General features: G+C 36.2%; 29 protein-coding genes and 2 pseudogenes. 25 read left to right on the top strand and 6 right to left on the bottom strand.

What is annotated here, in order from left to right; genetic code table 11:
* The first annotated feature begins 290 nt into the window (after positions 1 to 290).
* From ACIQ7L_RS07250 to ACIQ7L_RS07200, 11 genes and pseudogenes are all read left to right on the top strand, one after another.
* Positions 291 to 1,469, top strand: coding sequence for an FtsW/RodA/SpoVE family cell cycle protein (locus ACIQ7L_RS07250; RefSeq protein ID WP_400567836.1), 1,179 nt, complete (start codon positions 291 to 293; stop codon positions 1,467 to 1,469).
* A gap of 121 nt (positions 1,470 to 1,590) precedes the next feature.
* Positions 1,591 to 2,295 (top strand): DUF421 domain-containing protein, encoded by a 705-nt coding sequence (locus ACIQ7L_RS07245; RefSeq protein ID WP_400567834.1) that lies wholly within the window; start codon positions 1,591 to 1,593, stop codon positions 2,293 to 2,295.
* 79 nt (positions 2,296 to 2,374) lie between these two features.
* Positions 2,375 to 2,848, top strand: a complete 474-nt coding sequence (locus ACIQ7L_RS07240; protein WP_400567832.1) for an NUDIX hydrolase — start codon at positions 2,375 to 2,377, stop codon at positions 2,846 to 2,848.
* Positions 2,849 to 2,886: 38 nt separating this feature from the next.
* Positions 2,887 to 3,018: pseudogene (locus tag ACIQ7L_RS07235) on the top strand (DUF2992 family protein); the annotation flags it as partial.
* 152 nt (positions 3,019 to 3,170) lie between these two features.
* Positions 3,171 to 3,584, top strand: coding sequence for a BrxA/BrxB family bacilliredoxin (locus ACIQ7L_RS07230; RefSeq protein ID WP_335360372.1), 414 nt, complete (start codon positions 3,171 to 3,173; stop codon positions 3,582 to 3,584).
* Between the two features lie 273 nt (positions 3,585 to 3,857).
* The gene (locus tag ACIQ7L_RS07225; RefSeq protein ID WP_097896805.1) at positions 3,858 to 4,637 is read left to right on the top strand and encodes a transporter substrate-binding domain-containing protein; all 780 of its coding nucleotides are present in this window, start codon (positions 3,858 to 3,860) and stop codon (positions 4,635 to 4,637) included.
* 37 nt (positions 4,638 to 4,674) lie between these two features.
* Complete coding sequence (locus ACIQ7L_RS07220; RefSeq protein ID WP_097896804.1) at positions 4,675 to 5,334, top strand: amino acid ABC transporter permease; 660 nt, start codon at positions 4,675 to 4,677, stop codon at positions 5,332 to 5,334.
* Positions 5,327 to 6,049: an amino acid ABC transporter ATP-binding protein gene (locus tag ACIQ7L_RS07215; protein ID WP_400567829.1), complete on the top strand. Its 723-nt coding sequence runs from the start codon at positions 5,327 to 5,329 to the stop codon at positions 6,047 to 6,049. The genes ACIQ7L_RS07220 and ACIQ7L_RS07215 overlap by 8 nt, the downstream gene beginning before the upstream one ends.
* Before the next feature lie 100 nt (positions 6,050 to 6,149).
* Positions 6,150 to 7,118, top strand: coding sequence for an aromatic acid exporter family protein (locus tag ACIQ7L_RS07210; RefSeq protein WP_400567827.1), 969 nt, complete (start codon positions 6,150 to 6,152; stop codon positions 7,116 to 7,118).
* A 16-nt stretch (positions 7,119 to 7,134) separates the two neighbouring features.
* The gene (locus ACIQ7L_RS07205; protein WP_400567825.1) at positions 7,135 to 7,692 is read left to right on the top strand and encodes a L,D-transpeptidase; all 558 of its coding nucleotides are present in this window, start codon (positions 7,135 to 7,137) and stop codon (positions 7,690 to 7,692) included.
* Positions 7,693 to 7,754: 62 nt separating this feature from the next.
* Positions 7,755 to 7,994 carry a DUF3894 domain-containing protein gene (locus ACIQ7L_RS07200; RefSeq protein ID WP_400567823.1) on the top strand — a complete coding sequence of 80 codons (240 nt, stop codon included), beginning with the start codon at positions 7,755 to 7,757 and terminating at the stop codon, positions 7,992 to 7,994.
* Between the two features lie 117 nt (positions 7,995 to 8,111).
* Here the strand turns inward: ACIQ7L_RS07200 and prli42 are convergent, their stop codons facing one another.
* Positions 8,112 to 8,204, bottom strand: a complete 93-nt coding sequence (prli42, locus tag ACIQ7L_RS07195; protein WP_154724613.1) for a stressosome-associated protein Prli42 — start codon at positions 8,202 to 8,204, stop codon at positions 8,112 to 8,114.
* 201 nt (positions 8,205 to 8,405) lie between these two features.
* Here prli42 and ACIQ7L_RS07190 point away from each other — a divergent pair, with 201 nt between their 5' ends.
* Together ACIQ7L_RS07190 and ACIQ7L_RS07185 are read left to right on the top strand one after the other, a co-directional pair.
* Positions 8,406 to 8,948 (top strand): GNAT family N-acetyltransferase, encoded by a 543-nt coding sequence (locus tag ACIQ7L_RS07190; RefSeq protein ID WP_400567821.1) that lies wholly within the window; start codon positions 8,406 to 8,408, stop codon positions 8,946 to 8,948.
* Positions 8,949 to 9,074: 126 nt separating this feature from the next.
* Positions 9,075 to 10,193, top strand: coding sequence for a tripeptidase T (locus ACIQ7L_RS07185; protein WP_097896799.1), 1,119 nt, complete (start codon positions 9,075 to 9,077; stop codon positions 10,191 to 10,193).
* 54 nt (positions 10,194 to 10,247) lie between these two features.
* Here ACIQ7L_RS07185 and ACIQ7L_RS07180 read toward each other — a convergent pair whose 3' ends face one another.
* Positions 10,248 to 10,448, bottom strand: a complete 201-nt coding sequence (locus tag ACIQ7L_RS07180) for a hypothetical protein (protein WP_400567819.1) — start codon at positions 10,446 to 10,448, stop codon at positions 10,248 to 10,250.
* 162 nt (positions 10,449 to 10,610) lie between these two features.
* On the opposite strand from ACIQ7L_RS07180, the gene ACIQ7L_RS07175 reads away from it, so the two are divergent.
* A complete protein-coding gene (locus ACIQ7L_RS07175; protein WP_400567817.1) occupies positions 10,611 to 11,849 on the top strand; it encodes a DNA polymerase IV in 1,239 nt (412 codons plus the stop codon).
* A gap of 73 nt (positions 11,850 to 11,922) precedes the next feature.
* Here the strand turns inward: ACIQ7L_RS07175 and ACIQ7L_RS07170 are convergent, their stop codons facing one another.
* Both ACIQ7L_RS07170 and ACIQ7L_RS07165 read right to left on the bottom strand, forming a co-directional pair.
* The gene (locus ACIQ7L_RS07170; RefSeq protein ID WP_400567815.1) at positions 11,923 to 12,447 is read right to left on the bottom strand and encodes a YhcN/YlaJ family sporulation lipoprotein; all 525 of its coding nucleotides are present in this window, start codon (positions 12,445 to 12,447) and stop codon (positions 11,923 to 11,925) included.
* A 255-nt stretch (positions 12,448 to 12,702) separates the two neighbouring features.
* Positions 12,703 to 12,954, bottom strand: a complete 252-nt coding sequence (locus ACIQ7L_RS07165; protein ID WP_400567814.1) for a DUF3932 family protein — start codon at positions 12,952 to 12,954, stop codon at positions 12,703 to 12,705.
* A gap of 189 nt (positions 12,955 to 13,143) precedes the next feature.
* On the opposite strand from ACIQ7L_RS07165, the gene rnz reads away from it, so the two are divergent.
* The 4 genes and pseudogenes from rnz (at position 13,144) to sdaAA (ending at position 16,526) form a co-directional block, all read left to right on the top strand.
* Positions 13,144 to 14,067, top strand: coding sequence for a ribonuclease Z (gene rnz / locus ACIQ7L_RS07160; RefSeq protein ID WP_400567812.1), 924 nt, complete (start codon positions 13,144 to 13,146; stop codon positions 14,065 to 14,067).
* Between the two features lie 376 nt (positions 14,068 to 14,443).
* A pseudogene (locus ACIQ7L_RS07155) lies at positions 14,444 to 14,820 on the top strand (PTS sugar transporter subunit IIC); the annotation flags it as partial.
* Positions 14,821 to 14,969: 149 nt separating this feature from the next.
* Positions 14,970 to 15,629, top strand: a complete 660-nt coding sequence (gene sdaAB / locus ACIQ7L_RS07150) for an L-serine ammonia-lyase, iron-sulfur-dependent subunit beta (RefSeq protein ID WP_400567811.1) — start codon at positions 14,970 to 14,972, stop codon at positions 15,627 to 15,629.
* Between the two features lie 18 nt (positions 15,630 to 15,647).
* Positions 15,648 to 16,526, top strand: a complete 879-nt coding sequence (gene sdaAA, locus ACIQ7L_RS07145) for an L-serine ammonia-lyase, iron-sulfur-dependent, subunit alpha (protein WP_400567809.1) — start codon at positions 15,648 to 15,650, stop codon at positions 16,524 to 16,526.
* 56 nt (positions 16,527 to 16,582) lie between these two features.
* On the opposite strand, the gene proI is transcribed toward sdaAA, so the two are convergent.
* Positions 16,583 to 17,422 carry a pyrroline-5-carboxylate reductase ProI gene (gene proI, locus ACIQ7L_RS07140; protein ID WP_400567807.1) on the bottom strand — a complete coding sequence of 280 codons (840 nt, stop codon included), beginning with the start codon at positions 17,420 to 17,422 and terminating at the stop codon, positions 16,583 to 16,585.
* Between the two features lie 168 nt (positions 17,423 to 17,590).
* On the opposite strand from proI, the gene ACIQ7L_RS07135 reads away from it, so the two are divergent.
* Together ACIQ7L_RS07135 and ACIQ7L_RS07130 are read left to right on the top strand one after the other, a co-directional pair.
* Complete coding sequence (locus ACIQ7L_RS07135) at positions 17,591 to 18,544, top strand: MBL fold metallo-hydrolase (RefSeq protein ID WP_400567805.1); 954 nt, start codon at positions 17,591 to 17,593, stop codon at positions 18,542 to 18,544.
* Positions 18,545 to 18,553: 9 nt separating this feature from the next.
* Positions 18,554 to 19,348: an SDR family NAD(P)-dependent oxidoreductase gene (locus ACIQ7L_RS07130; RefSeq protein WP_400567804.1), complete on the top strand. Its 795-nt coding sequence runs from the start codon at positions 18,554 to 18,556 to the stop codon at positions 19,346 to 19,348.
* 29 nt (positions 19,349 to 19,377) lie between these two features.
* Here the strand turns inward: ACIQ7L_RS07130 and ACIQ7L_RS07125 are convergent, their stop codons facing one another.
* Positions 19,378 to 19,563: a YqzH family protein gene (locus tag ACIQ7L_RS07125; protein WP_097896788.1), complete on the bottom strand. Its 186-nt coding sequence runs from the start codon at positions 19,561 to 19,563 to the stop codon at positions 19,378 to 19,380.
* 226 nt (positions 19,564 to 19,789) lie between these two features.
* Here ACIQ7L_RS07125 and argC point away from each other — a divergent pair, with 226 nt between their 5' ends.
* The 5 genes from argC to argF are packed head-to-tail and all read left to right on the top strand — an operon-like array spanning position 19,790 to position 24,964.
* Positions 19,790 to 20,827: an N-acetyl-gamma-glutamyl-phosphate reductase gene (gene argC, locus ACIQ7L_RS07120; protein WP_400567803.1), complete on the top strand. Its 1,038-nt coding sequence runs from the start codon at positions 19,790 to 19,792 to the stop codon at positions 20,825 to 20,827.
* 13 nt (positions 20,828 to 20,840) lie between these two features.
* Positions 20,841 to 22,064, top strand: coding sequence for a bifunctional glutamate N-acetyltransferase/amino-acid acetyltransferase ArgJ (gene argJ, locus ACIQ7L_RS07115; RefSeq protein WP_400567801.1), 1,224 nt, complete (start codon positions 20,841 to 20,843; stop codon positions 22,062 to 22,064).
* Between the two features lie 12 nt (positions 22,065 to 22,076).
* Positions 22,077 to 22,844: an acetylglutamate kinase gene (gene argB, locus ACIQ7L_RS07110; protein WP_400567799.1), complete on the top strand. Its 768-nt coding sequence runs from the start codon at positions 22,077 to 22,079 to the stop codon at positions 22,842 to 22,844.
* On the top strand, positions 22,841 to 24,001 hold the full coding sequence (locus ACIQ7L_RS07105; protein WP_400567797.1) for an acetylornithine transaminase: 1,161 nt from the start codon (positions 22,841 to 22,843) through the stop codon (positions 23,999 to 24,001). Before argB ends, ACIQ7L_RS07105 begins: the two co-directional genes overlap by 4 nt.
* 12 nt (positions 24,002 to 24,013) lie before the next feature.
* Complete coding sequence (gene argF, locus ACIQ7L_RS07100) at positions 24,014 to 24,964, top strand: ornithine carbamoyltransferase (RefSeq protein WP_400567795.1); 951 nt, start codon at positions 24,014 to 24,016, stop codon at positions 24,962 to 24,964.
* Positions 24,965 to 24,973 lie beyond the last annotated feature (9 nt).

The raw sequence follows: 24,973 nt of genomic DNA, 5'->3' as shown, positions 1-24,973 counted from the left end.
TAGCCCACATAAAAATAAACATTTTCCCAGTAATCTGACAATGAAATACAATGTATTATGAATTTACGAAAATACATTGCTGATATCTGGTATATAGATATAAAATAAGAAAAGAATAATTTTTTGGCAAATCTTACTGAAGAAACTGTAGTATAATATATTGTATTGTATGAAAAAGAAAGTTATTCTATATAAGTGTTTTATAGATTATGTGCAATCAGTCGTCAAAACATGAAGAGTGTTGACTCCTGGTTTTTTATTTTGCCGTAACAATGTTTCAGGAGGATGTCATGAAGAGAAGTACGGAGTTTCTAAAGAGTTTAGATGTAAAATTGATTTTAATTTTGTGTGTATTATGTGTCACGAGTATAGCTGCTATATATAGCAGTCAGCAAACAGGTCAATATGGAGCGGAAAATTTTGCTCTGAAACAAGGCGTTAACTATATAATAGGTACTGTACTGTTACTTCTTGTTGCAAGCATTGATTTAGATCAATTACAAAAATTATCTTGGCCGTTTTATATTGTTACATTTGCTTCGATTATCATACTGAAGATATTACCCGTTTCAAGTTTGACACCAGAAATATTAGGTGCAAAAAGATGGTATAGGTTTCCAGCAATTGGAGCTATCCAGCCATCAGAGTTTTTCAAAATTGCATTGGTCATGTTAGTCGCAAGTTTAGCAGTAAAACATAATGCAAAATATATGGTACGTACATTTCAAACAGATTTAATATTAGTAGGAAAGGTCATGTTAGTATCGCTTCCACCAATGGCGATTGTATATAGTCAGCCAGATACAGGGATGGTTTTCTTATATGCAGCAGCGATTGCATGTATCATTTTTATGTCTGGTGTTCAGAAGAAATTAATCGCGCTATGTACAGTGATTCCGGGAGCTATATTATCTGCGTTAATATTTATATACGTAAAATATCCAGATTTTTTCTTCAATAAGTTAGTTACTTTATTAAAGCCTCACCAACAATCACGAATTTTGGGTTGGCTCGATCCATTTGAACATGTGGATCAAGGTTATCAAACACAGCAATCTATTTTAGCTGTTGGTAGTGGGGGAATGGACGGTAAAGGGTTTGGATACGGAAACGTCTATATCCCAGAAAAACACACCGATTTCATTTTTGCTACAATTGCTGAAGAAGGTGGATTTTTAGTTGCTGCTCTTGTTGTGTTTATGTTTCTTTTACTTCTTTATCGTACAATTATCATTGGATATTCAGCAGATAATCTATTTGGGACATTGATTTGTGCGGGAATAATTGGAATTTTAACATTGCAAATCTTCCAAAACATCGGTATGATTGTTGGATTGATGCCTGTAAAAGGGATTGCACTTCCGTTTCTATCATATGGGGGAAGTTCCTTGTTTTCAAATATGATGATGATGGGACTCGTCTTATCGGTACGGAAAACATATAAAAAGTATATGTTTTCAGTTAAGTAAAGCCTGTTTAGTAAAAAAAGCTGATTCGTTCTCAAACGAATCAGCTTTTTTACATATATGTCTTAAATCATCACAAACTAAAGAAAATGTTGTAGTTGTGATGATTTAGGGGGGCGGAGTCATGCATATGCATATTTTTGAAGGAACACATCATCTTTCTATTATAGAATGGGTGATTCGAGCTATAATAGCGTATATTTTTTTAATTTTTGTTGCTAAAGCAATGGGACAACGCTCCATTGCACAGCTTCGTTTTTTAGATGTCGTATTAGTGCTATTGTTGGAAGGAAATCTTTCTAACGCGCTATCTGATGAAAAAGTCGGTTTACTTGGATCGATGATTACGACGTTTATGCTCATTGCTCTTCATATTGTAAGTTCGGTTGTAACGTTGAAATGGGATCGATGGAGACGTTTTTTAGAACCATCGCCCATTATCCTTATACATAATGGATTAATTGATTTTAGTAATTTGAAAAAAGCAAGAATTACAGTAGAGTATTTATTCTCTGAACTACGCTTGCAAAATGTTAGTGATGTTGAAACGATAAAATTAGCATTATGGGAGGCAAGTGGTGCCATCTCGGTGTTTCAGTATCCAGAATATGAGACGATATCTCGGCTGGATATGAAAGTAGCTGGTAAAAAATCACCTATTTCCTTTATTCTTGTAAAAGACGGGAAAATTCAAAAGGATGTGCTCACTTTATTGGGGAAAACGGAAACATGGGCAAAAGAGGAATTATCAAAAAAAGCATCAATTGAATTGATTCAATTAGCAACGATAGATGAAGTGGAAAAAATAAATATTTTGTTAAAAAAATGAAATGAATACGCATTTTACCATTTTGTGCATATGATACAATAGTGTGGACAACGAAATAAAAAAAGAAGGGTTTGTTTCGATGGGATATGTAGAAGAATTACGAAAAGTAGTTGGTCATCGCCCTTTAATTTTGGTTGGTGCTGTTGTTCTCGTATTAAATGAAGATGGACATGTTTTATTACAACAACGAACAGAACCGTATGGAAAATGGGGATTGCTTGGCGGCTTAATGGAGCTTGGTGAATCGCCAGAAGAAACAGCCTACCGTGAAGTGTATGAAGAAGCAGGAATTCATGTGAAAAATTTACGTTTAATTAATGTGTTCTCTGGGGCTAACTACTTTACAAAATTAGCAAATGGTGACGAGTTCCAATCAGTCACGGCAGCCTATTATACAAATGAGTATGAAGGCGCTTTGTCTATAAATAAGGAAGAAGCAGTCGCACTTAAGTTTTTTTCGATAACAGAGCTTCCTGACTATATTGTGGGATCACATAAAAAAATGATTGAAACATATGAGAAAATAGAAAAAGGAAGTAGTAATAGTATATAATAGCTATAGAAATGCAAAATCACAGTTCCGGTTGGTAAGCAATTCGTTTATCATACGAATTGCATAAACAAGAGAAACGAGTGCATGCTAAGGAGCAACGTGAAGCAGAAAAGCAGAAAAAACGTCTTATTAAAGTGCAAAAAGCAAAGCGAAAGCATCGTGGTCATTAAGAAAAAAATCTTAGAGCTCTTGCTCTAAGATTTTTTTGTTTATATTTAGAAAGAAAACAAGTAAGTTTACTTGTATTTCTGAAACGGTTACTGGTAAGATACAAATAGGTAGATTTAGAGGAGGGAAAACCTTGGTTAACTTTAATTTTTTTATGAATGATGTTGTTCGTCAAGCGCGCGAAGAAATCGTGTCTGCTGGATATACAGAATTAACAACACCTGAAGCGGTTGATGAAGTATTTAAAAAAGAGGGTACAACACTTGTAATGGTAAACTCAGTATGTGGTTGTGCAGGTGGTATTGCTCGTCCTGCTGCTGCACATTCTGTACACTATGATAAACGTCCAGATCATCTTGTAACAGTATTCGCAGGGCAGGATAAAGAGGCAACGGCACGTGCACGAGAATATTTTGAAGGATATCCACCTTCATCCCCATCTTTTGCATTATTAAAAGATGGAAAAATTGTAACGATGGTCGAACGCCATGAAATTGAAGGACATGAACCAATGCAAGTTATTGCAAAATTACAATCGTATTTTGAAGAGCATTGTGAAGAACTATAATAAAGTGATAAAAAACGGTATGTACATGTGAAAATGTGCATACCGTTTTTTTGTTTTCGTTACTCTTTCATTTTGTATGATGAGGGAATATGTATAAGATGTTTATTTTATGCAATGTTTTATACATTTAAAAGGCTGTTATTATAGTTTTTGTGGAATTTTTAATTTATTTTTATTTTATTTATTGCATAAAAATAAAAACACTGTTACAATACGGGTAACGAATAAAAATTCTATAAAACTTTTAAATATACATTATTAGGGGGAAGAAACATGAAGAAGTTATTATCTATTTCATTTGCACTTATTTTAATCGTAAGTATGTTTAGTGCTTGTAGTAAGGGAGAAACAAAAGAAGCGAATACAAACAAAAAAGTACTTGTTATGGGGACTTCAGCGGATTATAAACCGTATGAATATGTAGAAGCTTCAAAAAGTGACGCAATTATTGGTTTTGATATAGATATTGCAAAATATATTGGAAAAGAACTTGGTTATGAAGTGAAAGTGAAAGATATGGATTTTGGGGGATTACTAGCATCACTTAGCTCAGGAAAAGTTGATTTTGTTATGGCTGGTATGACACCTACTCCAAAACGTAAGGAAAATGCAGATTTTACAGATATTTATTTTGTTGCTAAAAATATGATCATTTCGAAAAAAGATTCTGGCATTAAGTCATTACAAGATTTAAAAGATAAAAAAGTGGGGGTACAAACAGGTTCTATTCAAGAAGAAAAAGCAAATGAATTTAAAAAGCAAGTGAACTTCCAGACAGAGGGGCGTGACCGTATACCAGAAGTTGTGCAGGAAATTCAAGCGGGACGTTTTGATGCTGCTATTTTAGAAGATACAGTTGCTAAAAATTATTTAGAAAAGATGAAAGATTTACAAGGAATTGAGATTCAAGAAGCTCCGGAAGAAGTAGGAGCAGCAATTGCCCTTCCAAAAAACAGTGATAAAACAGCGGAATTTAATAAAGTGATTAAAAAAATGCAAGAGAATGGCGAGATGGATAAATTAGTGAAGAAATGGTTTGGCAGCGAGAAATAAGCTGCCTTTCTATTTTCTGTGAGAGGAATGACAAAAGATGAATCTAGATTTTTCGGCAATTACTCCGTCGATACCATATATATTAAAAGGTTTAGAAGTAACATTAAAAATTGTAGCTGTATCTGCTTTGGCTGGTTTTGTGTTAGGAACGTTATTGGCACTTTGTAAAATTGCTAGAATAAGAGTTTTAAATATCGCTGCTGATTTATATACATCGATATTTCGTGGTACACCACTTGTCTTGCAATTAATGATTATTTATTTCGGTGTTCCGCAAATGACTGGATATGATATACCAGCCTTTTTAGCAGCAGTACTTGCATTTAGTTTAAATTCGGGTGCATATATGTCAGAGATAATACGTGCAGGGATTCAAGCAGTTGATAAAGGACAGACAGAAGCTGCGATGGCACTAGGTGTTCCATATGGAAAAATGATGCGAAATATTATTTTGCCACAAGCATTAAAAAATATTTTACCAGCACTTGTGAACGAATTTGCAACACTTACAAAAGAATCGGCAGTAGTGACAGTAATTGGTGCTACAGACTTAATGCGCCGTGCGTATATTGTAGGCGGTGAAACATTTAAGTACCTTGAACCGTTACTATTTGTCGGACTTGTTTACTATATTCTAGTGATTATTCTTACAGTGATTGGGAAAGCAATTGAAGGGAGAATGAAGAAAAGTGATTAAAATTGAAAACCTTCATAAAACATTTGAACAGAATGAAGTATTAAAAGGGATTACAACAACGATTGAGAAGGGAGAGGTTGTTGCAATTGTGGGACCATCAGGATCGGGAAAATCAACATTTTTACGTTGTATGAATGTACTAGAAACACCGACAAGTGGTCAAATCTGGATTGGTAATGAAGAAGTGACAAATCCAAGAACAAATATTATGAGTGTTCGTGAAAATGTAGGGATGGTGTTTCAGCATTTTCATTTATTTCCTCATATGACGGTGTTAGAAAATATTACGTATGCACCTGTAAATGTAAAAGGGATAGCAAAACAAGATGCAGAGAATAAAGCGAAGGAACTACTTGAAAAAGTAGGACTATTGGATAAAAAGGATGCATATCCAAATCGTCTTTCAGGTGGACAAAAACAACGTGTAGCCATTGCGAGAGCGCTTGCTATGGAGCCGGAAGTCATGCTATTTGATGAACCGACGTCTGCGCTTGATCCTGAGATGGTAAAAGAAGTACTAGAAGTAATGAAATCTTTAGTGACTACTGGAATGACAATGGCGATTGTAACCCATGAGATGGGTTTTGCGAGAGAAGTAGCCGATCGTGTACTTTTCTTAGATGCTGGGAAACTAGTTGAAGACGCGAATCCAGAGCAGTTTTTTACAAGCCCAAAGAGCGAACGAGCACAAGAATTTTTACAAAAAATATTGTAACATATAAAAATTAAGTGAATAATAAGGGAAAAGGATGACAGTTTGTCATCCTTTTTTTTATACTTATTGTAAATACATTTATACATATAGGAGTAGTGATATGTTTAGAATTGGATACCGTACAGTGAAAACAGCAGTCGGAACAGGGATAGCAGTCTTTATGGCGCAGCTTTTAGGATTAGAATTTTATAGTTCTGCGGGGATCTTAGTTATTTTATGTGTGCAGAATACGAAGCGAAAATCACTGCAAGTCTCTTTGCACCGATTTTTAGCGTGTTTATTATCAATGGTGTTTTCGTTTTGTATTTTTGAAACAATTGGTTATACACCATTTGCAATTAGCTTGCTACTGCTTACCTTTATCCCGACAGCTGTTATGTGTAAAATTCAAGAAGGGATTGTTACAAGTTCTGTTATTGTTATGCATTTATATTCATTAAAATATATTACATGGTCAGCGATTGGAAATGAAGTTGCAGTTATAACAATCGGAATTAGTGTAGCTTTATTAGTGAATATGTATATGCCAAGTGCGGAAAAGAAATTAACAAGGTATCAGGAACAAGTGGAAGTAAATTTTAAGAAGATTTTATATGAGATGGCGGCCTATTTGCGGAATCGAGATAGCACTTGGGATGGAAAAGAATTAATTGAAACAGAGGAGATATTGAAACAAGCGAAGGATTTATCCTTTAAAAAGCTTGAAAATCAATTTATGAGAGAAGATGACTATTATTATCGGTATTTTGATATGCGCATGCAACAATTTGAGATTTTAGAAAGAATTATGCCATTGGCAGCTTCCTTATCATGGTCATATGAGCAGGCTGATATGATTGCGGAAGTGATTACAAATGTGGGGAATTCGATTCGTCCAGAGAGTACGGGGCTTATTTCACTTAGACAATTACAAGAAATGAGAGAGATTTTTAGAGAGATGCCTCTTCCGAAAACACGAGAAGAATTTGAAATGCGTGCCAAACTTGTTCAACTTGTGTATGAAATGGAGCAATATTTACTTATTAAAAGTCGTTTTAAGGGAAAGGATAATATAAAAGAACTTATATAGAAGGTAGGAAGTACTTATGTCGTATCTTCTGTCTTTATTATTATTTGTTTCTCTTTCACCTATTTGGCCTCTTGGTGATAATCCACGCGCTGGAGATCCCTTTATTATTGTAAATAAAGAGACAAATAAGCTTGCTTATATTAATGATGGAAAGATTCAAAATGTTTTCCCTGTCGCGACGGGAAAAACAAATGAGTTAACGCCAGAAGGGACTTTTGATATTGTAATGAAAGCGAAGAACCCTTATTATATTGCGAAGAATATCCCCGGTGGATCGCCAAAAAATCCACTTGGATCTAGATGGATGGGTTTTAACGCGTGGGGGACTGATGGTAGTAAGTATGGTATTCATGGCACAAACCAACCAAGTTCAATTGGAAAATATATTTCACAAGGATGTATACGGATGAAGAAACAAGATGTGGAATATTTATTTGACCGTATTCCAATCGGAACAAAGGTGTGGATTGTGAAATCAAAAAGCACATTTGAGCAGCTTGCAAAAGAAAAAGGAGCAATTGTTTATGAAAAAGTCAACACAAAGTGGCTTTTTCTCACATTTAACTTGTCTTGACATGTGTACATATTCATGCGTTAATGAGAATATACAAAGACGATAAGAAAGGGCTTGCTTATATGCATTTGAATTCAAAGATTTCTTATATGCAATTTTTGGTTGGCTTTTTATTCATTGTTACTTTCATATTGGCAATTTTTAATATATGCTCTTTTTTTGTATCAATTATATTTATGGTATTGCTGAATGTAACCTTTGTAATTGGGGCGTTCCAAGAGAAACATTATACCAGCTTTGTGATGGCTCTTATGATGGTATTTTCATTTAGTATTGTAGCGATTTTATTCGTCATAAAATAGATGTACATGATGTATTGGTTGTGATTGAACAGGCTGTTTATTTTCTATCTAGGAGAATAAACAGCCTGTTTGTGTATGCGTGTAGGAAGTAAAAAAAGGACGAACATGTCGTCCTTTTTACCAAAACATACTTGCACCAGCAAGTAATGTTGTTACAAGCATGGAAATTAGCATGATATATACCATTATTTTTTGTGTTTTTTTATTCATATCGAGCCTCCTTGCAATCGTTACAACTTCATTGTAACGAGAAATGAAAGCAGGGACAAGGGGAGAGTATGAACAAAATGCGAGAAGTGTATCTAAAATGGAACAGGAAAATTCGAAATGTATAGAGAATATAAACAAGATGGAAAGTAAGTTTTTTTGTCTTTTAAAAAGTTTTGCAAGCTGAAGAATGGAGATACGATGATGAGAATATACGAAACAGAGCGTTTGCAATTGAGAGAAATTGATGAGTCGTATGCAGAACAAGTTCTTCAATATTACGACAAAAATCGTGAGTTTTTAAAAGCATGGGAAGAATATCGACCAGATGATTTTTTTACATTAGATTATCAAAAGAAACGTTTGCAAAAAGATAAAAAAGAGTTTGCAGAAGGAAAAATAATTCGATTATGGATTTTTAAAAAAGGTGATGATTCAAATATTATTGGTTGTATTTCTTTCAGTTTAATTGTGCGTGGGATTTATCAGTCTTGTGTTCTTGGTTATAAGCTGGATAAAGATGAATTAAATAAAGGATATACAACAGAAGCGCTTAGAAAAGCAATTGATGTTGCTTTTCAAGAATTCCATTTACATCGTATAGAAGCACCGATTATGCCTCGTAATTTAGCATCTATACAAGTTGTAACGAAGATTGGTTTTCAATATGAAGGTGTGTCTCGGAAAATGTTAATGGTGAATGGGATTTGGGAAGACCATATGCGCTGGGTGCTTTTAAATGAGTAGAGGAAAACAGATCGTTATCTAGATGTGTGAACTATCTGTTTTTTGTCTTGTCTTTCGAAAGTTTTACGAAATTCTGTTATAATAAATGTTGTTACATACTTAACGCAGTGCAGGAGGCGTATTCTGATGATTAATCAAGAACGTTTAGTAAATGAATTTATGGAGTTAGTGCAAGTAGATTCTGAAACAAAATACGAAGCAGAAATTTGTAAAGTGTTAACAGAGAAATTTACTGCTTTAGGTGTTGAAGTATTTGAAGATGACACAATGGGTGTGACTGGACATGGTGCAGGTAACTTAATTTGTACTTTACCAGCAACAAAAGAAGGTGTAGACACAATTTACTTCACTTCTCATATGGATACAGTAGTTCCTGGTAAAGGAATTAAGCCTTCTATTAAAGATGGTTATATCGTATCAGATGGTACTACAATTCTAGGATCAGATGATAAAGCTGGATTAGCATCTATGTTTGAAGCAATTCGCGTTTTAAAAGAGAAAAACATTCCTCATGGAAAAATCGAATTTATTATTACAGTTGGTGAAGAATCTGGTCTTGTTGGTGCGAAAGCATTAGACCGTGAGCGTATTACAGCAAAATACGGTTATGCATTAGATAGCGATGGAAAAGTTGGCGAAATCGTAGTTGCTGCTCCAACGCAAGCGAAAGTGAATGCCATTATTCGCGGGAAAACAGCTCATGCTGGTGTAGCACCAGAAAAAGGTGTATCCGCAATTACAATCGCAGCAAAAGCAATTGCAAAAATGCCACTTGGTCGTATTGATTCTGAAACAACTGCAAACATCGGTCGTTTCGAAGGTGGTACACAAACAAATATCGTTTGTGATCATGTACAAATTTTTGCAGAAGCTCGTTCTTTAATAGATGAAAAAATGCAAGAGCAAGTTGCCAAAATGAAAGAAGCATTTGAAACAACTGCAAAAGAAATGGGCGGTCAAGCAGATGTTGAAGTAAAAGTTATGTATCCTGGATTTAAATTTGCTGATGGGGATCATGTTGTAGAAGTTGCAAAACGTGCAGCTGAAAAAATTGGTCGTACGCCTTCTCTTCACCAAAGTGGTGGCGGAAGTGATGCAAACGTAATTGCTGGGCATGGTATTCCAACAGTAAACTTAGCAGTTGGTTATGAAGAAATTCATACAACAAATGAAAAGATTCCTGTTGAAGAATTAGCAAAAACAGCTGAATTAGTTGTGGCAATTATTGAAGAGGTAGCAAAATAATTGTAAGTAATATTAAGGGAGCGTGTAACCTATAGTAGGTTTACACGCTCTTTTTCATTTAGATTCAATTGCCTTCACAAGGCGAATGAACCAATATAAAAAAATCCATGGAAGTATATATGTTGTTGCGACGTGTACTGTGTGAGGTAGAAGTGCAGCGGAATTAATGTTAAAAATTGGAAGTATTAAATAGTTAATAGCAATAATCAATATAATAACTAGGAATGTGTAATTGAGTTTATTATGGCTTTTCATCTTACTCTCTCCTTTTACATAATTATCCATACTTAATTTGAGTATATCAAAAAATATAATTGGAAAGAACGTGTTTTTATATTTGAAAAGCTCCACTGTTTCCATGAAATTTGATATAATAAAAATTAGAACAAATGTTCTTTTTTATTAGGGGTGAAAAACATGAAAGAAATGTATCCAAAAAACGGTCGTGTCATTCTACATGTTGATATGAATTGTTTTTTTGCATCAGTTGAAATTGCGCGTGATCCATCGTTAAAAGGAAAGCCATTAGCAGTTGCAGGAAATGAAAAAGAGCGAAAAGGAATCATTGTAACATGCAGCTATGAAGCAAGAGAATACGGGGTACGAACAACAATGCCACTTTGGGAAGCGAAACGATTATGCCCAGGATTAATTGTGAAGCACCCAAATTTCAAATTATATCGCGAGGCGTCATTTGAGATGTTTCAAATTCTTTCACGTTTTACTGAGAAGATACAGCCTGTTTCTATAGATGAGGGTTATTTAGATATAACAGATTGTTATGGATTAGGATCTCCCCTTGAGATTGCTAAGATGATTCAGCAAGCGTTATTAACGGAGCTACAACTACCGTGTAGTATTGGAATAGCTCCTAATCTTTTTCTCGCAAAAACAGCGTCAGATATGAAAAAACCGCTGGGTATTACCGTGTTCCGGAAACGAGATATTCAGGAGCTACTTTGGCCGCGTCCTGTTGAAGCAATGCATGGAATTGGTGAGAAAACAGCGGAAAAACTAAAAGAAATTCATATACATACAATTGGTCAGTTAGTAAATGGAGAAGAGCATGTGATTCGTGCGAAAATAGGAAAGCATGGTGTTGATTTACAAAAACGAGCAAAAGGTATGGATGATAGGGAAGTCGATCCAAATCAAATGGGGCAGCATAAAAGCATTGGAAACTCAACGACATTTTCGAAGGATATGGATGAAGAGAAGGAATTGCTTGATATGTTAGAGCGATTATCGAAATCAGTTAGCAAAAGGCTACAAAAACGTACCCTTGTCAGCTATAACATCCAAATTATGATCAAATACTACGATCGGCGTACAGTAACGCGGAGTAAGCAATTAAAAAATGCAATTTGGGAAGAACGTGATATTTTTCAAGCGGCCTCACGCTTATGGAAAGGGCATTGGGATGGAGATCCAATTCGACTTCTTGGTGTTACAGCTACCGAACTAGAATGGAAAACGGAATCAATTAAACAACTAGATTTATTTTCATTTGAAGAAGATGCGAAAGAAGAGCCATTATTAGCTGTAATTGACCAGATTAATGATAAATATGGAACCCCAATTTTGCAAAGAGGGAGTCAATTATTTCGAAAGCAGGAGAAATCATTTCAGCAGAAATTAGAGAATAAATTTATGTAAAAAGTGTCATGGTAGTTTAGCACCTATGACACTTTTTATTTTTTAATAACTTAAATAGGAATGTGTTGCTTTATTATCGAGCATTAGGGAATACTCTTCGAACGGTTTCGGTAAATTCTTCAAATAGCCCTGTTACTGGTTTGCCTTGGTTAATTTTGACCGTATAGTCTCTCATGCGGTTTACAAAATCAGGATTTGAAGATACAAACACATGACGAATATTTGGATCGGTAGCTCTAACTTGGTCGGCAACTTTCTTTTCTAATTGTTTTGTGACTTCGCCTTTTACGTTTTCACGTAAAACAACTGCAACATAGGCATTTCGATTTGTGACGATTACATTTGCTTTGTCTATTTCTTCTAGTTCAACGATTCGATCTGCCGCTTCATTTGCTATGTGTAGTTTTGTTTCGTTGTTCGTGACATCGCTTGGATTAGTTCTTACTCTTTGAGTATTCGTATTATTCTCCTCATATGTAACATTTTGTACGTTATTGTTTGGCCGATTATCCAATGCTTTATTTTTTTGATTTCCTGCACATCCAAACAATGAAATAGTTGCCAAAGAAATGATTGAAAGAGTCTTTAGTTTTTTCAATGGTATTCCTCCTTTACGATACTATGTTTTTAAAATGACCAGTTGTGTATTTATTATGCATCGTGAAAATAGGGTGATATAATGTTTAGCAAGTAAGTGTGGCAGGAAGCATGGCGTGGAGCAAAGTAATCTGAGTCATAGGATACAAGATCTTTGTATAAAAACAAAAAAGCACCGTTTCCGATGCTTTTTTTATTTTTATTTTGCTATTTGTGGGCAGTAAGACTCCTGCTGATTAAAGTTTCATTTTATAGATTAGGAGATAGAATGGTTTTCATAAATTACAATCTCTGAATGGTTTGCTGTTGAAATACGTTGTGCATAATATGTGATAGAAGAAGAAATGTATTCCGGCAACGTTTGATTTGTATGCAATGCTGTGTGCTCATGGATTAACTCTTTTAAAGTCGTCCATTTTAGTTGCGTTGGGTGATCAGAAACGAAGGAACTTACCCAGCGGTCAAATGAAGATGAAAAATCAGTTTGTAAACGAAATACTTCTTTCATGGTTAAATGCTCCCTTTATTTATGATACAATCATTTTACTACAAGGCACGAACGATTACTAAATTTTTTATTTGTAACGTTCGTTATATATAGTTGTCCAGATGGGCGGTTAAGGAAATTTGATTTGCCATTTGAAATAACATTCCGTAAGATGAAAGATAGATTCTATAAAGAGCTGGAGGAAAGAAAGTGGAATTTGTGTTTTTAGGAACTGGTGCAGGCGTTCCTTCAAAAGGAAGAAATGTCTCGGCAATTGCTTTGCAGTTGTTAGAAGAACGAAGTGAAACGTGGTTATTTGACTGCGGTGAAGCAACGCAACATCAAATTTTACATACATCTGTACGTCCGCGTCGCATTGCAAAAATATTTATTACGCATTTACACGGTGATCATATTTTTGGTCTACCTGGTTTATTAGGAAGTCGTTCTTTTCAAGGTGGGACAACATCATTAACGGTGTATGGTCCAAAAGGGATTAAGCAATTTATTGAAGTAGCATTATCAGTGAGTACAACACATGTGAAATATCCGCTTGAAATTGTGGAAATTACTGAGGAAGGTATTGTTTTTGAAGACGAACAATTTTATGTAGAAACGAAGAGGTTGTCACATGGAATTGAGTGCTTTGGATACCGCATTGTTGAGAAAGATATACAAGGACATCTTCTTGTTGAGAAACTGCTAGAAGCAGGAGTGAAACCAGGGCCAATTTTTAAACGCTTAAAAGACGGTGAGGTAGTTGAATTAGATGATGGAAGGATTCTAAATGGAAAAGATTTTATCGGCCCACCTCAAAAGGGAAGAATCATTACAATTTTAGGGGATACGCGTTACTGTGAGGCGAGTAAATGTCTTGCGCAAGATGCAGATGTACTTGTACATGAGGCGACATTTGCAGCAGCAGATGAAGAGCAGGCACATGATTATTTTCATTCGACAACAGAACAGGCAGCTCGTATTGCGCTGCAGGCGAATGTGAAACGGTTAATATTGACTCACATTAGTTCTCGTTATCAAGGAGATACATATAAAGAATTGGTACAAGAAGCACAATCGCTGTTTACGAATACTGAAATAGCGATGGATTTAAAATGTTTTCCAGTAGAACGGTAATATTTCACAAACAATGGCAACGTAGGTTTGCCATTGTTTTATTTTTTACAAAAAATTTTTCTCTATCATATAGATATAACTGTTATCATTTAATAACTTTATGATATGATACAGGGATTTTAAAGTTTTTGAACATACAGTAAGAAAATATAAAATATCGCTTGTTTTGAAAAACTGTTATATAAGCAAATTTATATATTATTGATACAAGAAAGATAAATGAATTTGAAATCAGAAATTTTAAAATTCACCAAAAGTAAGCGTTTTATAAAAAACAAGCTATAATGAGGGCACATTACAATTCATCGTGAGTTACAGCGTGCCTTTTAGTCATTTTTCGTAACGCAACGAAATTGACTAAAAGGGAGAGGGCAACATGGAGATTATTAAGGGAACCGTACTATTATTAGTTGTATTAAGTCTTTTTTCACTCTTTAGTTTTAAAGCACCAAATGGTATGAAGGCAATGGGAGCTTTAGCCAGTGCAGCAGTTGCAAGTTTTTTAGTTGAAGCGTTCCAGTTATACGTTGGTGGAGATTTAATTGGTATAGACTTTTAAAAGAGGCTGGGAAGTCAGCTGGTAGCCTAGGCGGGGGTGCTGGTGCGACTCTTGTTGCATTAGCTATGGGAGTATCACCTGTTTATGCTATGCTTGTAGGGGCTTCTGTGTTAAACTTTGGATTGCTACCAGGATTTATTGCTGGTTATCTTATATCGTTTTTAGTAAAACAAATTGAAAAACGTGTACCAGAAGTATCTGGTCTTGTTTCAGGATATATTGGCTCGCTTGTATTCAAAAACTATCCAATTCGTACAGCTGAGCAAATTCGTGGTACGGTTGGGAAAGCAACAGATGCGGTAGCTTAATAGAATAGTAGTAAGTAATTTTAGGGGGAATTATGATGAAATATCGCTCAGTATTTGATATTATCGGTCCAGTTATGATCGGTCCGTCAAGCTCACATACAGCAGGTGCGGCAAGAATGGGGCAAGTTGCTCGTCAATTGTTCCGTCATGAACCGGAAAGAGTTACGATTTCGTTATATGGATCGTTTGCGAAAACATATCGTGGTCACGGTACAGACGTAGCATTGGTCGGTGGAATATTAGGCTTTGAAACAGATGATACACGTATACCAAGTGCGCTAGAGATTGCAAAAGAGCGTGGGATTGAAGTGGATTTTATTGAAGAAGAAGCAAATGCTCCTCATCCGAATACAGCGAGAATTCGTTTGTATAAAGGAGAGGAAGAAATCGAAGTCGTTGCTTGCTCAATTGGTGGCGGAAAGATCGAAGTGGTGGAGTTAAATGGATTTGATTTACAACTATCAGGAACAAGTCCAGCACTTCTCATCGTGAATAATGATCGCTTTGGGGCAATTGCATCTGTAGCTTCTATACTTGCCAAACATGAAATTAACATTAGTACAATGAGTGTTTCTCGTAAGGAAAAAGGAAGAAAAGCACTTATGGTCATTGAAACAGATGAATTATTGGCTGAAGAAGTTATTGAAGAAATCGAAGGACAATCAAATATTTGTCAAGTAACTATTATGGATTAATTGCAGGGGGGACACACCATGTTTCGGAACGCAGCGGAACTAGTGGCACAAGCTAAAGAACAGAATGTAAAAATTGCAGAAATTATGATTCAATGTGAAATGAAAACAAGAAGTATCTCTCGTGAAGAAGTACTTGCCGGAATGGAAAAGAACTTAGTCGTGATGGAACAAGCAGTAGAACGTGGTATTCGCGGTGTGAAATCACCGACGGGTTTAACGGGCGGAGATGCTGTGAAAGTGCAAGAGTATATGAAAAGTGGAAAAGGCTTATCTGGCCACACTATTTTGGACGCAGTGAGCAAAGCGGTTGCAACAAATGAAGTAAATGCAGCAATGGGAATCATTTGTGCAACACCAACAGCTGGATCAGCTGGGACGGTACCGGGTGTATTGTTTGCACTTAAAGAAAAATTACAGCCAACACGTGAAGAAATGATTGAATTCTTATTTACAGCAGGAGCATTTGGTATGGTTGTTGCCAACAATGCTTGCATTTCCGGTGCAGCTGGAGGATGTCAAGCTGAGGTTGGTTCAGCAAGTGGAATGGCAGCGGCAGCTGCTGTTGAAATGGCTGGTGGAATGCCAGAGCAAGCAGCTACAGCAATGGCAATTGCTTTAAAGAATATGCTAGGATTAGTATGTGATCCTGTTGCTGGACTTGTAGAAGTGCCTTGTGTAAAACGTAATGCTGCGGGTGCTTCAAATGCGATGATTGCAGCGGATTTATCATTAGCTGGCGTAACAAGTACGATTCCATGTGATGAAGTTATTGAAGCTATGTTTAGAATTGGGCAAACAATGCCAGTTGCTCTTCGTGAAACAGCGGAAGGTGGACTAGCGGCAACACCAACAGGACGTCGCCTGCAAGAAGAGATTTTTGGAAAGAGTAGCAAATAAGGAAATAATATTATGATAAAAAGCGGAGCTCAGATTCATTTTCTGAGCTCCGTTTTTTATTTTTCTTTTGTTAATTGTTCTAATGTTTTTCCAAGGTCATATGATCGTTTTGTAGCTTCTGTAATACATGATATGAGTGCTTGTTGAAAATCAAAGCTTTGCAGAACCTCGATGCCTGCCTCTGTTGTTCCCCCAGGAGACGTAATTTCTTTTCGTAAGATAGAAGGGTGTTTTGTATTGGCTTTAAGCATTTCAGCTGCACCGATCATTGTTTGTAAAATAAGTGATTTCGCTACAGACTCTTCTAAGCCGATTTGTTTTGCAGCTTCTTCCATTGCTTCAACGACGTAATATATGTATGCAGGACCGCTTCCAGATAGTGCAGTAACAGCGTGCATATCATCTTCAGCTACTATAGAAACGAGGCCGATTGTTTCAAATAAAGATTTAGCAATGCGAATATGTTGTTCTGTTGCATGTAAGGATGGAGATATAGCGGTAGCAGACTTTAAAATAGCAGCAGATGTATTTGGCATTGCCCGGATAATCGGAATATTTTTTTGAAGCAAGTTCGTAATAGAATGAGTAGAAACGCCTGCTAATAATGAGATAACGAGTTGCTTACTCGTTATATAACTTTTAAGAGGTACAATTGCTTCCGCAATATCCTTTGGCTTCATTGCTAGAAAAATTACATCTGCATGAGCAAGTAATTCTTGTTTGTTATGAGTTCCTTTGACACCATATTTTGTATGTAATTCCTGTAATCTTGTTTCATTTGCGCGATTGCTTACTGTAATTTGATCACCCTTTACGACGTTTGCATCTAATAAACCAGCAATAATTGCTTCGGCGATAGATCCTGCACCGAGAAAGGAAATATTTTGAATAGACATGATGTTCCTCCTTTATTTTTTGTAAAAAAACTTATAAATGTACATACATTCGTTTTTAAATAGAAAACACCTCCCTTTTATCTGAAAATAATGACAAATTTTCATGGAAGTTGTAAACTGAAGAGGAATTCATTTTTGAACCGGAGAAGAGAGACAGGGGGTATAAACATGGTGACAATTCATCGAATGGAGATTCCTGTTCCATTTGCAGTTGAGACAGTGAATGTGTTTTTAGTTGAGGGGGAGACATTAACATTAATTGATACAGGGACAAATACAGAAGAGGCTAAGAAGGCGTTAGAAAGTCAATTAGGGGTTTTAGGACATAAGATAGAAGATATTGAAACAGTAGTAATTACACATCATCATGCTGATCATTGTGGACTTTTGAATATATTTTCCGAGAATACAAATATTGTTGGGCATCCTTGGAATGAGCCATGGATTACAAAAAATCCTCAGTTTTTGCAACGTTATCAACAATTTTTTAAAGAGGCTTCATTGCAATTTGGCGTTCCAGAAGCATGTTTGAATGATGAAGCATTACTTATGACGCAAACACTTAAATATTCCTGTAATAGATCGTTAACTCATACTGTACGAGAGGGAGATGAAATTGAATCGTTACCGGAATTTACAGTTATTGAAACGCCTGGTCATGCTTCCACTCATATTTCATTATACAGAGAGCGTGACGGATTATTAATTGGTGGGGATGCTTTAATTAGCCATGTTTCTTCAAATCCGATATTAGAGCCACCATATGAAGGACAGACGGAACGAGCACGGCCCTTACTACAATATAATCAAACATTGAAACGTTTAAGTGAAATGAATATTTCGCGTGTCTTATCCGGTCATGGAGAAGACATTGTAAATGTGAACGTGCTAATAGAGGGAAGGTTACAAAAGCAAGAAACCCGTGCATTTAAAGTATTGGAGTTGCTAAAGGAAAAACCGATGACAGCTTTTGAAGTATGTGTAAAGTTATTTCCTGTACTATATAAAGAACAATTGCCACTTACGATTTCAGAAACAGTTGGACAATTGGACTATTTAGCATATAATCATCAAGTGATGATTGATGAATCGTCACCACAATTGATTTATTATGCAAAGTAGGTGACAACAATGACAGGACGTTTACAAGAAAAAGTAATCGTCATTACGGGTGCTTCTAGTGGAATCGGAGAACAAGTTGCGATGCAAGTTGCAGCACAAGGCGCAATCCCTGTATTAATGGCTCGAACGGAGAAAAAATTACGAACATTAACACAAACGATTAAAACGACTTATAATACGCCTTGCTATTATTATGTGTTAGATGTAAGTAAAGAGGCTGAAGTAGAAGCTGTTTTTTCAAAAGTCTTACAAGATGTAGGGCATATTGATATATTGGTAAATAATGCAGGATTTGGTATTTTCAAAATGTTTGAGGAAGCATCTATGACAGAAGTGAAAGATATGTTTCAGGTCAATGTATTTGGATTAGTCGCTTGTACGAAGGCTGTATTATCTCATATGGTAGAGAGAAATAAGGGGCATATTATTAATATTGCTTCGTTGGCGGGGAAGATTGCGACGCCAAAATCTAGTGCGTATGCTGCAACGAAACATGCGGTATTAGGATTTACGAATAGTTTACGTATGGAGCTCTCAAATACAAACATTCATGTAACAGCAATTAATCCAGGACCAATTGATACAAACTTTTTTGAACTTGCCGATCAATCGGGTACATATGTAAAAAATATGGGGCGTTATATGTTAAAACCGACATATGTAGCAGAGCAAATTGTTAAAGCAATGGAAACGAAAAAGCGTGAAGTGAACTTGCCGAAATGGATGAGTATAGGACCGAAGCTTTTTGCGCTATGTCCAGGGTTATTTGAACGTATAGCAGGTAAATCATTAAGTAAAAAATAGGAGGTTTCCATTTGGAAATCTCCTATTTTTTATTTACCTGTAACATATTCATAAACGATATCTTCAATTGTCTCATACACATCAACATCAGGGTCTGAACCAATCATTGTTTGGATACTTTGAATTAAAACTTCCTGATCCTCTTTTGAAACAGGTGTACATTGGTATTGCCTAAAACTTTTTATCATCATCTTCTCAATTAGTTTTTTATTCATGTTTTTCCTCGCTCATATGTATAAATGTATTGTTTTTATTGTACTTGAAGGATAGGGAAAATGCTAGTATACATTATTCTTGTATAAACAATCATGTTATTATATTATTTTTCTAGTAAAATTAAGGATTTTTAACTTTTTAAAATTAATAAATATTTAATTGACTTTATAAATATACAATATTATAATCATACTTAATTTACAGAATCGATATAAGGAGGAACATATGAAAGTCGCGATCATTGGAGCCACAGGGTATGGAGGAATCGAATTAATTAGGTTGTTACATCAACATCCATACTTTTCAATCACATCCCTTCACTCTTTTTCACAAGTAGGAGAACACATAACAAATGCGTATCCCCATTTGCGAAATGTTCTTGTTCATACATTGCAAGAGATTGATGTGGATGTAATAGGGAAAGAAGCGGATATTGTATTTTTAGCGACACCAGCAGGGGTTTCGGCAGAGCTGACGCCTCAGCTTCTAGCAGCTGGTTTAAAAGTGATTGATTTATCTGGTGATTTTCGTATGTTGAATCCTGCTACATATGAAATGTGGTATAAAAAGCCTGCTGCAAATGAGGAAACTCTTCAAAAAGCAGTATATGGATTAAGTGAATGGAAAAGAGCGGCGATTCAAAATGCTCAATTGATTGCTAATCCGGGTTGTTTTGCCACAGCAGCATTGCTAGCGGCAGCACCATTAATGCGAAATGGAATGATTGAGGAAGATTCGTTGATTATTGATGCGAAATCTGGTGTATCAGGAGCGGGGAAAACACCAACAACAATGACTCATTTTCCAGAGCTATATGATAATTTTCATATTTATAAAGTAAATGAACATCAGCATATTCCAGAGATTGAACAAATGTTAACTGAGTGGAATGAACGGACAAAACCAATTACATTCAGTACACATTTAATACCAGTATCGAGAGGAATTATGGTTACTCTCTATGCGAAAGTAAAGCGAAATGTTCCGGTGACACAGCTTCAGCATTTATATGAAAAAGAATATGAAGACTCTCCTTTTGTTCGGGTTCGTTCTAAAGGGGAATTTCCAAGTCCAAAAGAAGTAAGGGGCTCAAATTATTGTGATATTGGAACATCTTATGATGAACGAACGAGAAGAATTATAGTGATTGCTGTTATTGACAATATGATGAAGGGAGCAGCAGGGCAAGCAATCCAAAATGCAAATCTATTAGCAAGATTAGAAGAAACAACCGGATTAGAGTATATACCGCTGTATCCATAAGGGGGAGAGAAGAGTGATTAAAACAGATTTTATTATAAAAGTAGAGAGCGGATCAATTGTATCGCCGAAAGGTTTTACGGCAATTGGGACTGAGGTAGGATTGAAAAAAGGAAAAAAAGATATGGGAGCGATTGTTTGTGAAGTTCCAGCTAACTGCGGGGCTGTGTATACAACAAATCAATTTCAAGCTGCGCCAGTGCAAGTGACAAAAGAAAGTATCGCAGTGGAAGGGAAGTTACAAGCAATAGTCGTAAATAGTGGAAATGCAAATGCTTGTACAGGAACGAAAGGATTACAGGATGCGTATGAAATACGAGCGTTAGCAGCAAAACAATTTTCTATAAAAGAGCATCATATAGCGGTTGCTTCAACGGGTGTCATTGGAGTACCTTTGCCGATGGAGGTGATTCGTGCTGGAATTCCATCTCTTGTACCAACAAAAGAAAAAAAGAAAGCAGACTCTTTTTATGAAGCGATATTAACAACGGATCTTATGACAAAACAATCATGCTATCAGCTAGTGATTGAAGGAAAAGAAGTGACCATCGCAGGAGCTGCCAAAGGATCTGGAATGATTCATCCTAACATGGCAACGATGCTTAGTTTTATTACAACTGACGTAAATATAGAGCAAGAAGCATTGCAAAGAGCATTATCACAGGTTACGAATCATACATTCAACCAAATTACAGTGGATGGAGATACGTCTACAAATGATATGGTCGTTGTGATGGCAAGTGGATTATCAGAAACGACTGCTATTAACGCAAATCATGCAGAATGGGAAAAGTTTATCATCGCTTTGCAAAAGGTATGTGAAGATTTAGCAAAACAAATTGCAAAAGATGGTGAAGGCGCTACGAAATTAGTAGAAGTAAACGTGTACGGCGCTCGAACTATTGAAGAGGGAAATAAGATTGCTAAGCAAATTATTGGTTCAAGTCTTGTGAAAACAGCAATGTATGGTGAAGATCCAAACTGGGGCCGCATTATTAGTGCGATTGGTCAAAGTGAAGTGGCAGTTACGCCCCATGCTGTTGATATTGCTGTTCAATCTATCGTTGTGTTACAAAGCAGTGAGCCAAAAACGTTTTCTGCAGAGGAAATGAAGCAAAAGTTAAAGCAGCCTGAAATTATAATTGATGTGAATGTGCATCTTGGGGACGAGAAAGGAACTGCTTGGGGTTGTGACTTAAGTTATGACTATGTAAAGATAAATGCCTGTTATCGTACATAAGGAGCGAAAGAGATGAGTGAGTATATCGTAGTAAAATGTGGCGGAAGTATGTTAGAGCGTTTAGACAGTGTGTTTTTTACATGCATAGAGCAACTGAAGAAAAACTACCAAGTTGTTGTCGTTCATGGCGGCGGCCCAGATATTGATGAAAAGTTAAAGGAGTTTCATATTCCGATAGAAAAGAAACATGGACTACGTGTAACGCCAAAAGAAGTTATGGATGTTGTTCAGATGGTTTTATGCGGGAGTACAAATAAGAAATTAGTGATGAATTTTCATAATCATGGCTTACATGCAATTGGAATTTCTGGGTGTGACGGGAATTTACTTCAAGTTCAGCCACTTAATGCGGATATTGGATACGTTGGAGAAGTTAGTCGTGTAGAAACGTCATTACTAAAAGGATTGTTAGATTTGAATTATATTCCGGTTATCGCTCCGATTGGGATACAGGGGGAACATGTTTATAACATAAATGCAGATACTGCTGCAGCTGGAATTGCAGCTGCACTTGGAGCAAAAGAACTCATCTTTATAACAGATGTAGATGGGGTAATGTGTGAAGAAGAGTTGTTAACGAAAACGAATGAAATGGAGATCCTTCATTTGATAGAAACAGGTGTGATTACAGGTGGAATGATTCCGAAAGTACAAGCGGCACTCACATCATTAAGGATGGGGGTGCCGAATGCCAGCATTGTGAATGGTACAAAGAATTTTGCTGGAGTAATGGGAGAGTCGATTGGAACCACGGTAACAAAAGGAGTGAGCATTGTATGAAAAGTCATATTTTTCCGACATACGGAAGACGAGGAATCGAGATTGTAAAGGGAAGTGGAACAAAAGTTATAGATAGTAGCGGTAAGCAATATTTAGATTTTACTTCTGGCATTGCAGTATGCAATTTAGGGCATTGTCATCCTGTACTTGCAGAAAAAGTAGCAAAGCAATTAGGGGAAATGTGGCATATATCAAATCTCTTTCCTCATCCAATTCAAGAAGAGGTAGCAGCACTCCTAACAGAGGGGAGTGAATTAGATTATGTGTTCTTCTGTAATAGTGGAGCTGAAGCGAATGAGGCGGCTTTGAAGCTTGCACGTAAGTATACTGGAAAGTCTCTTGTTTTAACATTTCAGCAATCCTTCCACGGTAGAACATTTGGTACGATGAGCGCAACAGGACAAGAGAAAGTGAAAAAAGGATTTGGACCACTTCTTCCATCCTTTTTACATATTCCTTTTAATGACATAGAAGCACTCAGAGAGGCAATGAGTGAAGAGGTTGCTGCAGTTATGGTGGAAATCATCCAAGGAGAAGGCGGAGTATTACCAGCTGATCTTTCCTTTTTACAAGAAATTGAGCAGCTATGTAAAGAGTATGGTGCTCTTTACGTAATCGATGAGGTGCAAACAGGAATAGGGAGGACGGGAACATTGTTTGCTTATGAACAGACCGGAATATCTCCAGATATCGTGACAGTGGCAAAAGCGCTTGGAAATGGTATTCCAGTTGGAGCGATGATTGGTAAGAAAAAGCTTCTCCCTTCTTTTACAGCGGGGACACATGGTTCAACATTTGGTGGAAATTACATTGCGATGACTGCGGCAAAAGAAGTGTTACAAATGATAAAACAGTCTTCATTTTTACAAGAAGTAAAAGGAAAGGGAGAGTATGTACTCCGAAAATTAAAACAAGAATTATTGGATGTTGAATGGGTTCATGATATTCGCGGGAGAGGACTTATGATAGGAATCTCTTGTAAGGGTGATGTTACACCTTTTATAGAACAGTTAGAAAAAGAGGGACTTCTTGTATTACAAGCAGGGCCAAATGTTGTGCGGCTTTTACCACCGCTTATTGTAACGAATGAAGAACTAGAGCAAGCAGTATGTATGATAAAAAAAGTGATTTGTACAAAAAAATTATCGAGTGTATAAGGAGGGAATTTTATGTCAACTGTACAAGTGCCAAAATTACAAACGAAAGATCTTTTAACATTAGAAGAACTGACGCAGGAAGAAATTCTTTCATTGATTGAATTTGCGATATATTTAAAAAAGGGTAAGCATGAACCGCTGTTAGAAGGGAAAATATTAGGATTAATTTTTGATAAACATTCAACTCGTACACGTGTTTCTTTTGAAGCGGGGATGGTACAACTGGGTGGGCATGGAATGTTCTTAAATGGAAAAGAAATGCAACTTGGAAGAGGAGAAAGTGTTTCAGATACAGCAAAAGTATTATCTCATTATATTGATGGAATTATGATACGTACATTCTCGCATGCGGATGTAGAAGAGCTTGCGAAAGAAGCGAGTATTCCTGTTATCAATGGACTAACAGATGATCATCATCCATGTCAGGCATTAGCAGATTTGATGACAATTTATGAAGAAGTTCATACATTTAAAGGGGTTAAACTCGCGTATATAGGGGATGGAAATAATGTATGTCATTCTTTATTGCTAGCGAGTGCAAAAGTCGGTATGAATATGACAGTGGCGACTCCACCAGGCTATGAACCGAATGAGCAAATTATAAAAAATGCGTTAGAAATTGCAAATGAGACGGGTGCAAAGATTGAAATTTTGCATGATCCTGAGCTGGCAGTGAAAGAGGCAGACTTTATTTATACTGATGTTTGGATGAGTATGGGCCAAGAAGGAGCAGAAGAGAAGTACACATTATTTCAACCGTTTCAAGTAAACGAGAAGCTCGTTCAGCATGCTAAGACAACGTATCGTTTCTTGCATTGTTTACCTGCCCACCGTGAAGAAGAAGTGACGGGTGAAATTATAGATGGCTCTCATTCTGTTGTTTTTGAGCAGGCTCACAATCGATTACATGCTCAAAAAGCGTTATTAGTAAGTTTGTTCCAAAATATCAAAAAACCTTCCTAATGGGGGAGG

This window comes from Bacillus sp. NPDC094106 (genome assembly GCF_044764345.1).
Classification (GTDB): Bacteria; Bacillota; Bacilli; order Bacillales; family Bacillaceae_G; genus Bacillus_A.
This window is presented reverse-complemented; position numbering and strand designations above follow the sequence as displayed.

Excerpts from the sequence above, each read along its gene's own strand:
- prli42 (WP_154724613.1), bottom strand. The coding sequence starts at position 8,204 with ATGAATAAAAAAACACAAAAAATAATGGTATATATCATGCTAATTTCC.
- ACIQ7L_RS07175 (WP_400567817.1), top strand. The coding sequence starts at position 10,611 with ATGAAAGAAATGTATCCAAAAAACGGTCGTGTCATTCTACATGTTGAT.
- ACIQ7L_RS07200 (WP_400567823.1), top strand. The coding sequence starts at position 7,755 with ATGCATTTGAATTCAAAGATTTCTTATATGCAATTTTTGGTTGGCTTT.
- ACIQ7L_RS07130 (WP_400567804.1), top strand. The coding sequence starts at position 18,554 with ATGACAGGACGTTTACAAGAAAAAGTAATCGTCATTACGGGTGCTTCT.
- ACIQ7L_RS07230 (WP_335360372.1), top strand. The coding sequence starts at position 3,171 with ATGAATGATGTTGTTCGTCAAGCGCGCGAAGAAATCGTGTCTGCTGGA.
- ACIQ7L_RS07185 (WP_097896799.1), top strand. The coding sequence starts at position 9,075 with ATGATTAATCAAGAACGTTTAGTAAATGAATTTATGGAGTTAGTGCAA.
- ACIQ7L_RS07125 (WP_097896788.1), bottom strand. The coding sequence starts at position 19,563 with ATGAATAAAAAACTAATTGAGAAGATGATGATAAAAAGTTTTAGGCAA.
- ACIQ7L_RS07190 (WP_400567821.1), top strand. The coding sequence starts at position 8,406 with ATGAGAATATACGAAACAGAGCGTTTGCAATTGAGAGAAATTGATGAG.
- argC (WP_400567803.1), top strand. The coding sequence starts at position 19,790 with ATGAAAGTCGCGATCATTGGAGCCACAGGGTATGGAGGAATCGAATTA.
- ACIQ7L_RS07210 (WP_400567827.1), top strand. The coding sequence starts at position 6,150 with ATGTTTAGAATTGGATACCGTACAGTGAAAACAGCAGTCGGAACAGGG.
- ACIQ7L_RS07250 (WP_400567836.1), top strand. The coding sequence starts at position 291 with ATGAAGAGAAGTACGGAGTTTCTAAAGAGTTTAGATGTAAAATTGATT.
- ACIQ7L_RS07240 (WP_400567832.1), top strand. The coding sequence starts at position 2,375 with ATGGGATATGTAGAAGAATTACGAAAAGTAGTTGGTCATCGCCCTTTA.
- sdaAA (WP_400567809.1), top strand. The coding sequence starts at position 15,648 with ATGTTTCGGAACGCAGCGGAACTAGTGGCACAAGCTAAAGAACAGAAT.
- ACIQ7L_RS07105 (WP_400567797.1), top strand. The coding sequence starts at position 22,841 with ATGAAAAGTCATATTTTTCCGACATACGGAAGACGAGGAATCGAGATT.
- proI (WP_400567807.1), bottom strand. The coding sequence starts at position 17,422 with ATGTCTATTCAAAATATTTCCTTTCTCGGTGCAGGATCTATCGCCGAA.
- ACIQ7L_RS07165 (WP_400567814.1), bottom strand. The coding sequence starts at position 12,954 with ATGAAAGAAGTATTTCGTTTACAAACTGATTTTTCATCTTCATTTGAC.
- ACIQ7L_RS07205 (WP_400567825.1), top strand. The coding sequence starts at position 7,135 with ATGTCGTATCTTCTGTCTTTATTATTATTTGTTTCTCTTTCACCTATT.
- ACIQ7L_RS07220 (WP_097896804.1), top strand. The coding sequence starts at position 4,675 with ATGAATCTAGATTTTTCGGCAATTACTCCGTCGATACCATATATATTA.
- ACIQ7L_RS07135 (WP_400567805.1), top strand. The coding sequence starts at position 17,591 with ATGGTGACAATTCATCGAATGGAGATTCCTGTTCCATTTGCAGTTGAG.
- ACIQ7L_RS07245 (WP_400567834.1), top strand. The coding sequence starts at position 1,591 with ATGCATATGCATATTTTTGAAGGAACACATCATCTTTCTATTATAGAA.
- sdaAB (WP_400567811.1), top strand. The coding sequence starts at position 14,970 with ATGAAATATCGCTCAGTATTTGATATTATCGGTCCAGTTATGATCGGT.
- argB (WP_400567799.1), top strand. The coding sequence starts at position 22,077 with ATGAGTGAGTATATCGTAGTAAAATGTGGCGGAAGTATGTTAGAGCGT.
- ACIQ7L_RS07180 (WP_400567819.1), bottom strand. The coding sequence starts at position 10,448 with ATGAAAAGCCATAATAAACTCAATTACACATTCCTAGTTATTATATTG.
- argF (WP_400567795.1), top strand. The coding sequence starts at position 24,014 with ATGTCAACTGTACAAGTGCCAAAATTACAAACGAAAGATCTTTTAACA.
- ACIQ7L_RS07225 (WP_097896805.1), top strand. The coding sequence starts at position 3,858 with ATGAAGAAGTTATTATCTATTTCATTTGCACTTATTTTAATCGTAAGT.